This window comes from Mesorhizobium sp. M0778 (assembly GCF_040320105.1).
Lineage (GTDB): Bacteria > Pseudomonadota > Alphaproteobacteria > Rhizobiales > Rhizobiaceae > Mesorhizobium.
Map to the genome: position 1 here is coordinate 118,287 of NZ_JAMYPA010000015.1, position 12,746 is coordinate 131,032.

Genomic DNA, 12,746 nt, shown 5'->3' on the forward strand with positions numbered 1-12,746 from the left:
AAAGCGCGGCGCACTATCGGCGGGGCTATACCGCGCCTGCTGCCTCGTTGTCGAAGGCCTCGAACAATCGGCGTTGGCGCTCCAACTCGTCGGCAAGCGGCTTGTGAAGAGTGCGCGAGCCGTTCGCATGAATGGTGGAGAACAAGCCTACTTCGGCGTGGCGCGAATTGTCCCAACCGGGGTAGGCCGTCACCGGGTACAGGCATATGCCCTGAATAGGTGCGCCGAGGCTCATCGCATCGCGCACTTCGTCGCAAACATAATGGAGCCAAGCCGGCCGTCCCGACCCCTCGGCGCCGGTCTCGGCAATAATCATCGGCTTCTTGTAGCGCTCGTCGACCTCGACCAGCATTTCCGAAAGCGCCCGGTATTCGTGGTGTCCCATCGGTATCGTTGGCCCATTCAAGTACCATTGGTTGTGCGGATAGAAGTTGAGGCCTATGACGTCGACAAGGTCCTCGCTGCCACCCAACTCCGGCTCAGCGCGCCCGACCAGCATGTCGTAAGCCTCGAACTGGCCCTGACGAGCATTTTCGGCGCGCCGCCGCTCGGCGCGACTGCGGTCACGAGGAGCAATATGGATGAGCGGTTCAGCCCAGATGAACCTGCAACTGGGTTCGGCCTCCCGCATTGCTCTGATCCCGGCGATCGCTGCCCTGACAAGGTGGCGTTTGAACCATCCGCGCTTATTCTGCCCGGCGCGCGGGAAATAGCCGACCTCCACCGCCCACGCAAAGAAAGAAATTTCGTTGATCGGACACACCAGGGGAGCCACTCCGGTGGCTAAGCGATGAACCCGAACAGCTTCCGCGGCGAAACGGACATAGGCCTCGACAAAGCCGGGGCCACCTTGGTCGACGTGGTCTGGCGAACCATAGTGGAAGATATCCCAGATGACCTGCACCCCGGCCGCCTGGGCTGCTTCGATCACCAACATCCAGCTCGACCAGTCAAAGACTCCCGGCGCTGTTTCGATCAAGTGCCAGCGCAAGCCGTCGCGGATCGTGCGAAGCCCAAGCTCGGCACAGTGGCGATAGTCGCCGGATGCATGGGTGTCATGTGAGGTCGCACGGATCAGATCAAGGCGCACCCCGTCGGCACGTCGATGCGAGGAACACTCGAAACCAGCCATGAAAAAGCTCTCGATGCCAGAAGGATCTGCCGCGGGCCGACGAGCCGGTTCCTCGTTCATACCGGCATCCTGTCGGCCAGGGATGGCGCAAGTACTTGCGTTCGGCGACCGCCCTTTGCCAGGTTCGGTCGCCTCTTCGATTTCGATGAGGCTGCCGTCACGTCGAGGTGTTGGCCTTGCCTGGCGTTCACAGCCATGATTTCCTCGCGCAACACGGAGACGAGATCGGGCTGGTTGCGGTTGCGGCGCTCGTAAGCCAACAGCAGTTGCAAGCGCTCGCGCGCCACGGACGCGCTGCCGCGGCGCTTGAATATATCGAGCAGGTTCATGCTGCCCTCCTTCCCAACAGCCGGTCGAGGAGGCCCCTCCGCTCGAAAGGCAGAATGACCGGGCCTCGCCCTCGAGTCTTCTTGCTGCGTCGATACAGGCGCGTGCGGCGGGGTTGGTGTTTTTGCATAACCGGCGCGCCCACATTGGTGCGCGTAGTAGTACAATGCGGTTAGAGCCAAAACACGTGTGCTCGACGGGCAAGCGACAGAGGAAATGGCCAAATCCGAATTCGCCCATTGCGCTGCTCACGAAGATGCAAATTTCGGATTGGCCACCCCAGCAATGCGCGACCTCACGCGGCCTGCTGCATTGCCCGTTCGTTGACGCCAGTTTCGCCGAGTTGGGTGAGCGCCTCATCGGTGGCTTTTTCTTCTTCGAGAGTCTGTTCCAGAAGTGGGACTGCGTCTCGTAGGCCGAGCAAGCCCGCCCACGTCACAAGAGTGCCGTAGCGCGCGATTTCATAATGCTCGACCGCCTGGGCTGCAGCCACGAGCCCTGCGTCCAATGCTGGAGCGTCTCCGAATTCTTCCAAAATCTCCTGCCCCTCCTCGATCATGCCATCGATCGCTGGGCACGTCTTACCCTGAGCCCTCTTGCCAAACGCGTCGAAAACCTGCTGCAGGCGCTCGATTTGACCTTCTGTCTCGTCTCGATGCTTTTCGAACGCGGCCTTCAGCTCTTCGGACTCTGCGCCCTTTGCCATTTTCTTTAAGGCGGTCAGAATCTTCCGTTCGACGTAGTAGATGTCCTTCAGACCATCGTAGAAAAGGTCTTCCAAGCCCTTGGAACTGCCCTGTGATCTTCGCGTCGTCGCCATTCTCATCTCCTGTTGAAAGCTATCGATGGATGTACGGCTCTAACGAGGCCAGTGCCTTGTTGTTCCTTCACGATGGCCCCACTGACGCCGACTCATGGTGGCGAGCGGCGTCGCTTGCAGGTCATCAAGATGCGTGGGGCATAAATACGCGGCGGCTACCACGACTTCGTCATCCAGCCGGACGTCGTTACCGTCTTTGCGCGGCTGGTAGCCGCCGAGCACCCTAAAGCCGAACACGGCTCGCCGGCCTTAAGCGGAAATTCCGTGGACACTCTGATCGGCGGCCGCCTCGATCGGGGCACAAGCTCGCTCTTGATCGGCCCTCTCAGGTGTCGGGAAGTCCACCATCGCTTGCTGCTACTCTCACGCGGCGCTCTCAAGGCCGCCTCAAGGTGCGATGGTGGATCCGCGGTTCCGCGGCTGAGCAGGTTGTTTACCTCGACCGGCAGGAGCGAAACGGCCCCGCCGTGGAGCCCCTGAAGCGGCGAGGCTTTGGAACGACATTGCTGGGAAAGGTAGTTGCCGTGCATTGCAATGCAAAGATCGAATTACACTGCAACCCCGAGGGACAATCCCGAGGGCCTGCATTTCACCATGGCGTTGCCATTGCGCGAGCCAGGCTCGTGCCAGCATACTCCTGAGCGCCGGGTCGAACGCAACGTGGGAAGCATGCAGCTATGCCCCAGCAACCAATACTTGGTAACCAAATTGGCGGTTCGGCGTTTCCTTTCAACGTGGTCCACGGTGCACTCACGGTGCGGTTTTGCAGTGTCAGGATTTCTGAATGGTCGACAGAGACAAAGCGCGCCGCGATCGGATGTTTGACTCCCTGGTTGTGGGCGGCGGGCCAGCAGGCCTCGTGGCCGCGACCTACCTTGGACGTTTTCGGCGTCGGGTAGTTGTCGTCGATGCAGGTCAAAGCCGGGCAAACTGGATTCCCTTGACGCGCAACTGCCCGGGCTTCCCGCGCGGAATCACCGGCCCTGACCTGCTTCACCGCCTCAAACTGCAGGCCACCCGGCACGGCGCAGATTGGGTGTGCGATACGGTCGTGGGCATTCGCATCGCGGAGAATGGATTTTTAGCGCAGGCTTCATCTCCCATTCATGCCCGCTCACTGCTTATTGCCACTGGTGTCGTCGACAGCCTCCCCGACGTTCCGGGCACCGCCGACATGATTAAAGCCGGAGCCTTGCGATTGTGCCCTATCTGCGACGGCTATGAGGTCATTGACAAACGGGTGGCCGTCATCGGACCGGCCGAACACGCAATGAAAAAGGCGCTGTTCATGCGGACCTTCACTCGAGACGTAACTTTGCTGATTGCTGATGCAGCCCAGCCCAGCCCGGATGACGTTCTTAGGCTAAAAAGGGCTGGAATCGAGTTCGGCGCATGCGCCCGAGACGCAATTTCAGCTGAGGGCCGTCGGGCAGTTGTCGAACTCGTCGACGGCAGGACGCTCTCGTTTGACACCATCTACCCTGCGATGGGGTCGATCATCCGCTCGAGGCTAGCGAGCGACCTTGGTGCAGAATGTGACCGAGCCGGCAATCTTGTCGTGGATTCGCACCAGCGCACCGCCGTGCCGGGACTCTATGCAGCTGGAGATGTCGTCGACGAGATCAACCAGCTTGCCGTCGCGTTCGGGCACGCAGCGGTCGCGGCAAGTGACATGCATAACTATCTTGCGAAGGGCGAAGGGGAGCACTGATTGCAGGCTGAAAACACCGCGTAGTGACAGTCCTACGCGAACGGCGTGCCCGGCGCTGACGTTAAGATACCGACAATCACAAACCATTGGGCTGCTGCCATATGTGTCTCTTTCCGATCCTGCTGCCTCGCGCGAACAATTCCGGCAGACCGTTCCCCAAGCAGGAATTCGACCCGACAAGGCCGAGCTGGCTAGCCGTTTGTCGGCGTCATGGCTTTTCTGCAGTCACTGGCCGAAGGGGTGTGGCGGCAAGGCGGCCATTCCAACACTGACGACCTCGTCATGTTGGAGATGATGACGGACGAGATCGACTTGCCGCGCGGAACTCGAGCGGCGATTTCGCCAGGACGAAAATGACCATCCGTTCCCTATCGATCTGCGTCGTGTAGCGCACGCAGCGCTTCGGTTCGACCACGCGTGCTTGCCGTTCCGGCTCCTCTTCGGTGTCGGTTGCACAGGGGTGCCCCCTTGCAGCCTCCAAGCGCACTCCCCGATCCGAGCGGTCTTTGCATCTCGTGCTGCGCGCTCAACCTCGATCAGTGCTCGTACAGCATCGATGTTCGGTTCTCTCTCACTTGTCTCTTTTCTCAGCCGCGCTCCCCGCCTAGTTAACCGAACCATCGTCGCAAACGGGTGTTCCACCACGACAACAAAAAGCCCGCCGGCCGGAACCGGCGGGCTAAGTGACCCAACAGCGGAACACAATTGCTAGGGGTCGGTGGAGTACGAGATTCCAACCGACGAATGCGCAGAAGGTTCCGCAACTGCTAATGTAACGTAGGAGGAGTTGGGGGAACTGGAATTCCGGTCGTAGACCTGTTCGTATCCGAGCTGCTACACCCGGCCAACGAAGCCCGTCAATGAACGATGGCGGAGCGTGCTGCCCTGCTCCGGCGCACGGCGGCAACAATCAAGACTATCAGCCTGACCGACTATTCCGGATCTCAGCCAATGACAGCGCCTCAGGCGTGTAGCTTTCGACTTTGAGTCGATGGCGGTTGTAGTGGCGATTTTCCGGCCACCAACACGCGAGCTGGAGGGTGGTGAGTGCATCAAGGCCGGCAGAGCGCTGTTGGGCCGAAAGCTGAAACTCCGCCGCCGGCTCAGTACGGCCCACCGCCGAGAGGTATTTATAGCCGCCGGTGGTCGTCTAGCAAGCGCGTGCGAGATGCACTTCCCAAACACGAACGCCCGCTCGGAAACGACGGCTGGATGCTCTGCATAGCCAACGAGATCACAATCTGCGGGCTTCGGGAGCGGGGCTAGTCTCCATGACGTCAGGGCACGCCGCCGCTTCCGGTCTGTCAGCTTGGTGCATGTGTCAACAGTTCGGAGCCGAAGCAGTGCGCCGCCCTCCCAGCCAAAGAAAGTTGGCTCGCCCGACTGGCAGAAGAAGGCCCCGATGCTTCGCGCCTTCGCGGGGCCGTCAGCCAGACCATCGTCGGTGAGCCGCCGAAGGAACATGGCATCGTTGCCGCGCTGCGCCGATCCCGGCTGCCGGAGCCGATCTCCAGGTCAAGATCTGATGCGACATCTGCTCGATACAAACCGACTCGGAGCCCCTGCTCTAAAGGACAGCCGAACGAAACGACCATAACCTTTTCATCTCCTCCCTCACAGTCGCCGAATTCGTCGCGGTGTACTTGAGAAGCTGTCGGGCAAGCGGCGTGACGAACTCGAAAATGGTTCGCGGCGTCGGACGGTGCGCAGATGCTTTTTGCCGGTCGGGTCCTGTTGTTCGACGAGAAGGATGGTCCGGCGAGGCAAAGAGCCGGGCCCAAGGAGAGCCTGCTCAGCCTCAATCGCATCGGCCAGCGGTTCTTTGAATTCGCCGTGATCCACATTCATGCAACCACTGCCCTTGTCTTCGCGTTTAGCCGCGTTCAATCGTGGGGAGCGACAAGAATGCGGGCCTTCAGTCCAATTACAATTTGCCTCAATCGCAACCTGACGGTGGTCGCGTCCATAGCCGACGCAATGAAGGTGCTTCAGCAGCCATGGCCTAGAATGGGAAAGCCGGGGCGGCTCAAGGCGATCCGAATGGTCGAGGAATCGCTCGCCGGGCATTGCAGCCAGCAAGCTGCGTTCGAAGCGTTCAAGGCGGCCGCGGCTGAACAGGGACTCCTTAGAACAAGAGGGACCAGCACAGGTCTGGGGAAATGTGCGCGGATGGTTGAAGACCTGATGTGAGGTCATGCCGGCCTCGCTAACACTGAAGAGCCACCCCACCTGAAGCCCGAAATACTGCCTTCTCCCGCGAGAGCCGAAACGCCTCAAAACGGGCTATTAGCCCGGACGCGAGAAGCGTCCGGGACAGCCACTTATCCGACGGTGAATTCTGCGCTGGCCAAGCAGTGCGCTGCACCCCATTTGCGATCGCGTTTGGGATCCACATTGAGGTTACTCTGACGGTCTGCCCCATCTTGTCAGAAGAAGACATTTCGCTTGACCTTGCGACTAAAGGAAAGCAATCAGCCTTGACAAAAATCGCGATCAGGATTGCGCGAAGAGCCGAGCTTGACGAGCAGGTGGTTCTCCGTAGTCTCTTCGACCGCGAGGATTTCGGCTCGACGGGCATCGGTCGTGGTGTCGCGATCCCTCACGCTCTACTGGGTATGATCTCTTCGCCTGTCGCGTCTTTGACACGCTTGGCCCAGCCTATCGATTTCGACGGCCCCGACGACGACCCAGTCGATCTCATTTACACTGTACTCTGGCCGCGCTCTGCTACTTCCGCCTTCCTCCCTGCCCTTTCGCAAATATGCCGGGTGCTTCGGACATCTCAAGTTCGGGAGCGACTCCGACAGGCACAGTCATCCGATGAGGCCTTGGCGATTCTCGAAACTGAGCCGCTTCCGAGAATTTCACCAAATTTGCATACTTGCCGCGTCGGGCCTGGCGCTGTGATACCTAAGCAGTTCAGCAATGCCTTAGAATCCAGAGGCGCGGCGCATACCGCAGTCAACTACGGGGCTCGCTACCAGCCGATGAGGCGGTCTTCGCGGGGGATTGACGCATCTTCGGGTTCCTTTTCTGCGCGGTAACCCAAACAGAATGTCTGCGTCGTCATTACTCCGAGGCCGCGCCGCGCTCCGGCAACGCGCGGTCTGGTCCCCGCGGGTACTGCGATCGATCAGCCCCGCATCGTTGAGCGTAGGATGGCCTGCATGTGCTCTTTCAAGTCGAGTTCGCCTCGTGCCTCAACAGTCAACAGGTACTCGGCCTTGACCCGGCGGTCGCCTCGGCTGGTCGCAGGATAGGAACAGATGGCCAGCAAGGCTTGCTCTTCAATTCGGTCTGCCGTCTTGCGGTCGTGCCAGTTGCTGCCCGCTCGATGAACAACCCTGTGGAGCGCGGCATAGGCGGTTTCATGCCTTGCGATCAGCGCCTGCAGTTCGCGCGAGATACCTTCGCCTTCAGCAAACGTCGGTTCAATGACAGACGCAACGGCGGTGAACGCAAGAAGTGTACGGCGGGTGACTGCGGGCATGCCTCATATCCTTGCCGTCTGATGAGTGCGGGCACACCATAGCACCGGCGCAGCGTTCGGAGAGATGCTTTGCAACATGACCCTATTTTCTGCTGACAAAACGTTTCCGATCCCGCGGCTGCTCCTCCTGCAATGGCTGGCAGCTCCAGTCTCCTGAAGGTCCCAGGTGGACGCTAGTATGCCATTGAACGCCACCCACAACTCAGATGCTGTGTGAGCGCCTGCCCCCAGCCGGCACATTTGCCTGTGTCTTATTCCAGACTGTTCCCGCGTGCACAGTGCCCCTGTGCGATCGGGAATCGACGCTGGCCTTTTAAAGGCCGCTTCCAGATCTCGCCTCCCGAAGTCAGTTTCGGCGAGCGTTGAGAGCACGTGCGAGGAGCCGGGTGTCAGTTAGCTGGATCACGCACGTCTCGAACGCTTTGGTCGGGCCGCGCCAGCGCAGCTCTTCGACGTCATCGAACAGCCGAGCGTCCGTGCGAAGCGTCGCGAGATTTTTGAATAAAAGCGCGAGCTCTCTACGCTTGCCGAGGGCTTCAGGCGGAAAGCTTTCAAGAGGGCCGTAGCGGCCAAGCAGCCGGGCGGCCGAGACCAGGCCGATGCCTTCGAGACCCGGATAGCCATCGGCGGCATCACCGACGAGCGCGAGGAAATCTGGAATGAGGGCCGGCTCAACTCCGAACTTCTCGCGTACACCCGCGGCATCGCGAATTTTCTGGGTCCTGCGGTCTACCTGGACCACATGGTCACCGCGCACACACTGCGCGAGATCCTTGTCCGGCGTCCAGATGCACACCTTCTGCACGCGCCCATCGGCAGCCGCGCTGTGCGCCGCGGAGGCCAGCGCGTCGTCGGCTTCCAGCTCGATCATCGGCCAGACCGCCACTCCCATCGCCGCCAAGGCTTTCTCGAGGGGGTGAAACTGCGCGAGCAATGCCGGCTCGATGCCATCCCCGGTCTTGTAGCCCGGCCAGAGCTGATTTCTGAACGATTCTACTACATGATCGGTAGCCACCCCAATGTGTGTGGCGCCATTCTCGCTCATCTCCAGCACTGTGTTCAGCACGCCGACGACGGCGCCAAACGGCTTGTCTTGGCCGTTGTTGAACCGGCGTTGGCCGTAGAAGTGGCGAAACAGTTCGTATGTGCCGTCTACTAAATGTACGATCATCGCAATCCTCGAGAAACAGCATCCGGCCCCGTCTGCAAAGCTAGACCGACAGTTGGCCTTCTCCAAACCTTCAAGTAGGTGCGCTCGGCCGTGCCCGTACGCCCACCGCAAGCCATGCCTCTCACCGGCACTTAGCAACAGCTTACCTTCAAGGGCAGGCGATATTTCTCGCCCCGCCGCCTCGCTTTTGCGCCAGGCGGCCATTTGGTTCGCGAGAGTATCCCTTCTTCCAAACGCAGCGAAAAACGACTTGGCGATGCTGTCGCGACTAGCGCCGGCCGCGCAGGAGGCAGCCTGGGCCGATATTGCGACCAGCTTGCGATGTGGGGAAGCCCGGACGGGTGGGTTGGCCCGAACACACTGCTCCTGACGACAGAATGGAAATGACGACGTTCAGACGCTCCGATCTGCGGCGGCAGTTCCGTCATGACGATGATATGGAATGCATGCCCCCGGTTTGGGGTTCTCATTCCTGTGACGGCCGGCGAGGCGCACCCCGCCTCTTGAAACCTTCAAACATTTTGCAGTTGTTAGGACTCACCTCGTTGACGCACTTCGACACAAAACCCGATGTCGGTAAATTGCGCAGCTTCGGAGGTGGCACAGGCGCAGCCTCTAGCACCTGGTCTGTGATCGGTCGGGTCCCAAGCCAATTTCCGCCTGCCGCGCTTCACGCTATTGCAAGACGTTCAAATTTCAAATTTGAGCTTCCGCACTCATGCTTTGTCGAGAGTATCTCTTAAAGTCACTTAAACCTTCTGCGCAGTAAGTTTTAGCCGTTCTGAATCGCCGTCGGCGACGATGACGATGAAATAGGAGGACGCAATGGCTCGCAGTCACGTTGAACGTCTTGGTGAGTTCAGGGAAATCCTGGTCGCGACTCGACGCGAAGGAGTCCGTAACGTGCACCATACTCGCGACGCAATGCGGGCAAGTGGCTTTCAGATCGGGGACAGCGACGGCTCCAGCTACGGAGCCGAGATGAAGGTGCTTCAAGAGGAAATTGAGGCAGTCGATCGCGCCATCGAAGACGAGAAGCGGCTGGCTTTGGCCATCGAGGGCGCGGCTCAACCCCGCCGACCGACTAAACCGAGAATCGTGAAGGGAACATAGAGTCAGGTACGGCCCTTGGCGCCGTCGCGTCGATCGCCTGCGGTATGGTGTCGGGCTCGTCGCCGCCGTGGTGCAGCACCCTGACGTCATCCATTGCCATCAAACGTCAGGAAGGGACGGCCGAAGCCGCCTCTGCCGGCGTCGCTGACTGCTCAGCTTTCATCTTCCCCGTCGATTTCGCCGTCTCCATCGTGACGATGCTTCGCTAATCTCGTGAAGGCGTTCTTCAGGTGTCCGAGTACGGCCTGAAACGCGACATTTGGACACGAAATCACGGAGGTCAGCTTCGAGGCGCGAAGCGGGGCGTGGCGGTGGAATATTGCGGCGAGCAGTTCGATAACGATGGCAGCATGGTCTCTGCAATCCTCAAAAATATGAAACGGGTGATGGCAAGCGAGTACAGCCGCGAGCTGTCCCCAAAGGTCTCCAGAGCGCAGCTGCAGCAGGCTCGTCTCGGATTCAGCCAAAGGGGGACCCGTGCCCTACGGCGTCCGGCGAATGTTGCTGGATAAGGATGGGAGCCCCGTTACGTTCTCGGCTCTGGAGAACAGAAAGGGCTCGCTGGCGAACGTGTTCTCCTTGTCCCTGGCCCGCCAAACGAAATCAGGCTTGTGAGGGGCATCTTCAACATGTTTGTTGCTGAAGGGCAGAGCATGGCTGGTATATCAGTTCGTCTGAACAAAGAGGGAGAGCCGTCCACATACGGCGATGTGTGAACGCCTGCCCGAACAGCCCGCCGCCGACGATGAAGTTGTTGGGGCTATGAAGCTTGAAGAGAAACAGTTCGCCCGGTTGGAGCGCTCGGAACTGCGACCGCCCCCCCGGGCTGCCAGATGTTCACCTCGTCAACGTCCTGGCGGCGCGACAGAAATTCGAACCAATCTAGATCGGTGACGCCGACATAGATCTTGATCCCATGGGTGCTCATGAAAACGCCTCAGCGCGGTCGCGCACGATCGCCTTCACTCGCTCCGCCGCTGTTTGAGCGGGATCAGCCCGTTCGGCAAAGGACGGCAGAGCGAGCATGCGCGCTGCTTCGCGCAGGGCAGCGGCGATCGAACCTATCGCTTCTTCCGCGCGAGTGACCGGCAACTCGATCGTGCGCGCGAGAGTTAGGAAGTCCTGCCGTGTAAGCCGGTCGTCCTTACCGTTGAGCTTCAGCGCCATACGATCGCCACCAAGCCCCGGAAAGACGCGGGTCGTCACGGCGTCGTAAAGGGATGCGAACCGGACGGTCTCGAACCGCTTGGAGCCAGGGCCTGCAATCTTGAGGAGCGCCAGGTTCTTGAGATGCATGTCCCCGTCGGCGATCAGCCACGCGAAAAACGCCCGGCGGAACAAGGTCTCGATATCGGCGGCAGGGTCGGTCGAAAGCGGCCGCAAACCGCGCGCCATGCGTTCGATTGTGCCGTCGTATTTGGCTGAGGTCGGCAGATCGAGAACCGAACAGAAGTCCTCGAGCGCTAGGAAGCGTCGATCATCGGGCCCGCGTCGCACGTCGAATCGCTCGACGACCAATGCAGGTGACATCCCATCCGGCATGTCGATGAGCGCGGCGGCCGGAACCTCGAAGCCCGCTGCGCGACCAAGTTCAAGACAAAGCCATTCGACGACCGGCAGCATTTCGAAGCCCGCGGTTCCGGCCGGCTTAAGGATGTGAGTGAATGGCAGATCGATCGCGGGTAGCAGCGCGCCGTCCGATGCCAAATTCATCGGCGCCTTAATCTGGACACCCGATAATCTCGGCATTTCCGCGCGCGCAAACAGCTGAGCCAAGTTGTGCTCGAACGTCTCCTGGATCTCGCCTCGCGACGGGCCGACGTATCGACCAGTGAAGCGCCCATCGTCGGTGAACGCGACAAGTTTGGTGTCGAGTTCGTCTCGCGGCAGGACGTTAAGCTCGGCTTGGCTCTCGACGACCGCGATATTTGACATGTAGCGCTTGCCGCTTCGCAGCGCTTCGCGTTCATCCCGCTGACGGAGCACTTGCGCGAGCCATCCTTCTGGGAGGAGCGACTCGATGAAAGCCGGCAGCTTGCCTGGTGCAGTCTGTCGAACGAGTGGCGGGCCGCTGCGCCTCACAGGCTTCCAGCGCCACTCGAATCCATCGTGGATTAGACGACCGAGAGGATCCCCATGCCATGCCACAAGGAAATCCAGGGCCGCCTTGTTAACGGGGCCCTTGGCCGCCGCCGGGCGCGCAATCAGATAACGCTCAGCGCCCTCCCCTTCGCGGTACCATCCGTTCTCGCGGGCCAACGCCCAGACCGCGTCAGCGGCCACCTGTGGCGAGCCGTGTTCTTCTATGAGTCTTGCCGCCATGTCGGCCCGCATCAGTTCGGTGATGGCGCTAGCATGCTCGCTCCGCAAGCGGAATGCTTCCAGGAAGCGTTGGCGCGGCGAGGAAACGTCAACTCGCAGCTCGCCAAGATCGTCCCCTACCACCGCAGAGGCAGTCGAAGGATGGGGAGGCGCCTCGTTTTGGATTATTTCGAGCGTCCGTAGCCGGGTTCGTTGATTACGCCGACCGCTAACGAACAGGCGGCCGTCAGGTGTGGGAGCAAGAAGTTGAGCAGAGGCCGATGATAGATAGGCAGTAGGATAGAGGTAGCGCGCGATGCGTACGGCGTGGCCTAAAACTGCTTGCTCAACGTCGTCGCCTGATCGTGCATAAACACCGCGGACGAGCGGGACGAGTTCCCCTACCACCGCTAGCGCATGCGCACGTCTCTTGTCTATTGTCTCTCCAACCAGCAGTATGGACACGGACTTTCTCGCATTTCAGATGCGCAAAAGTCCGCTAATAGGCGTCAAGAGTCAAGGACTTTCTCGAATCTGAAATGCGAGAAAGTCATGCCTGTCTACGGGCGTCGCCAGTCTGCTCGGCCGCATTCTCGATCTGCTTTTGCCGAATGCACTGGTATTACGGTCGAGCAATGGAGCCCCGTCGAATGAGGGCTCGCGCCGAGCGGAAGCGACCAG

General features: G+C 60.2%; 11 protein-coding genes. 4 read left to right on the top strand and 7 right to left on the bottom strand.

All coding sequences use genetic code 11. The features are described from left to right. Positions 1 to 25 precede the first annotated feature (25 nt). From NKI22_RS21010 to NKI22_RS21020, 3 genes are all read right to left on the bottom strand, one after another. A complete protein-coding gene (locus NKI22_RS21010) occupies positions 26 to 1,192 on the bottom strand; it encodes a beta-glucosidase (RefSeq protein ID WP_352958812.1) in 1,167 nt (388 codons plus the stop codon). Beyond that, a complete protein-coding gene (locus NKI22_RS21015) occupies positions 1,189 to 1,461 on the bottom strand; it encodes a cell division topological specificity factor MinE (protein WP_023717093.1) in 273 nt (90 codons plus the stop codon). Before NKI22_RS21015 ends, NKI22_RS21010 begins: the two co-directional genes overlap by 4 nt. A 293-nt stretch (positions 1,462 to 1,754) precedes the next feature. Further along, complete coding sequence (locus NKI22_RS21020) at positions 1,755 to 2,279, bottom strand: YciE/YciF ferroxidase family protein (protein WP_352494317.1); 525 nt, start codon at positions 2,277 to 2,279, stop codon at positions 1,755 to 1,757. 784 nt (positions 2,280 to 3,063) lie between these two features. Between NKI22_RS21020 and NKI22_RS21025 the strand changes: the two genes are divergently transcribed. The 3 genes from NKI22_RS21025 to NKI22_RS21035 all read left to right on the top strand — a co-directional run bounded on the left by NKI22_RS21025 (position 3,064) and on the right by NKI22_RS21035 (position 7,034). Then, complete coding sequence (locus NKI22_RS21025) at positions 3,064 to 3,990, top strand: NAD(P)/FAD-dependent oxidoreductase (RefSeq protein WP_352958814.1); 927 nt, start codon at positions 3,064 to 3,066, stop codon at positions 3,988 to 3,990. A 1,710-nt stretch (positions 3,991 to 5,700) separates the two neighbouring features. Continuing rightward, a complete protein-coding gene (locus tag NKI22_RS21030) occupies positions 5,701 to 6,180 on the top strand; it encodes a DUF982 domain-containing protein (protein ID WP_051409573.1) in 480 nt (159 codons plus the stop codon). Between the two features lie 164 nt (positions 6,181 to 6,344). Beyond that, positions 6,345 to 7,034, top strand: a complete 690-nt coding sequence (locus tag NKI22_RS21035) for a PTS sugar transporter subunit IIA (RefSeq protein WP_352958816.1) — start codon at positions 6,345 to 6,347, stop codon at positions 7,032 to 7,034. Positions 7,035 to 7,123: 89 nt separating this feature from the next. On the opposite strand, the gene NKI22_RS21040 is transcribed toward NKI22_RS21035, so the two are convergent. Beyond that, positions 7,124 to 7,480, bottom strand: a complete 357-nt coding sequence (locus NKI22_RS21040; RefSeq protein WP_023717087.1) for a hypothetical protein — start codon at positions 7,478 to 7,480, stop codon at positions 7,124 to 7,126. 346 nt (positions 7,481 to 7,826) lie between these two features. After that, positions 7,827 to 8,651, bottom strand: coding sequence for a 5'-3' exonuclease (locus NKI22_RS21045; RefSeq protein ID WP_352483876.1), 825 nt, complete (start codon positions 8,649 to 8,651; stop codon positions 7,827 to 7,829). An 825-nt stretch (positions 8,652 to 9,476) separates the two neighbouring features. Between NKI22_RS21045 and NKI22_RS21050 the strand changes: the two genes are divergently transcribed. Next, positions 9,477 to 9,764, top strand: coding sequence for a hypothetical protein (locus NKI22_RS21050; RefSeq protein ID WP_352483875.1), 288 nt, complete (start codon positions 9,477 to 9,479; stop codon positions 9,762 to 9,764). A gap of 152 nt (positions 9,765 to 9,916) precedes the next feature. On the opposite strand, the gene NKI22_RS21055 is transcribed toward NKI22_RS21050, so the two are convergent. Both NKI22_RS21055 and NKI22_RS21060 read right to left on the bottom strand, forming a co-directional pair. Beyond that, positions 9,917 to 10,231: a hypothetical protein gene (locus NKI22_RS21055; RefSeq protein WP_023717084.1), complete on the bottom strand. Its 315-nt coding sequence runs from the start codon at positions 10,229 to 10,231 to the stop codon at positions 9,917 to 9,919. A gap of 457 nt (positions 10,232 to 10,688) precedes the next feature. Continuing rightward, positions 10,689 to 12,530 carry a HipA domain-containing protein gene (locus tag NKI22_RS21060; RefSeq protein WP_352589196.1) on the bottom strand — a complete coding sequence of 614 codons (1,842 nt, stop codon included), beginning with the start codon at positions 12,528 to 12,530 and terminating at the stop codon, positions 10,689 to 10,691. Positions 12,531 to 12,746: the final 216 nt, after the last annotated feature.

Excerpts from the sequence above, each read along its gene's own strand:
- NKI22_RS21020 (WP_352494317.1), bottom strand. The coding sequence starts at position 2,279 with ATGGCGACGACGCGAAGATCACAGGGCAGTTCCAAGGGCTTGGAAGAC.
- NKI22_RS21025 (WP_352958814.1), top strand. The coding sequence starts at position 3,064 with ATGGTCGACAGAGACAAAGCGCGCCGCGATCGGATGTTTGACTCCCTG.
- NKI22_RS21030 (WP_051409573.1), top strand. The coding sequence starts at position 5,701 with ATGCTTTTTGCCGGTCGGGTCCTGTTGTTCGACGAGAAGGATGGTCCG.
- NKI22_RS21015 (WP_023717093.1), bottom strand. The coding sequence starts at position 1,461 with ATGAACCTGCTCGATATATTCAAGCGCCGCGGCAGCGCGTCCGTGGCG.
- NKI22_RS21010 (WP_352958812.1), bottom strand. The coding sequence starts at position 1,192 with ATGAACGAGGAACCGGCTCGTCGGCCCGCGGCAGATCCTTCTGGCATC.
- NKI22_RS21045 (WP_352483876.1), bottom strand. The coding sequence starts at position 8,651 with ATGATCGTACATTTAGTAGACGGCACATACGAACTGTTTCGCCACTTC.
- NKI22_RS21040 (WP_023717087.1), bottom strand. The coding sequence starts at position 7,480 with ATGCCCGCAGTCACCCGCCGTACACTTCTTGCGTTCACCGCCGTTGCG.
- NKI22_RS21050 (WP_352483875.1), top strand. The coding sequence starts at position 9,477 with ATGGCTCGCAGTCACGTTGAACGTCTTGGTGAGTTCAGGGAAATCCTG.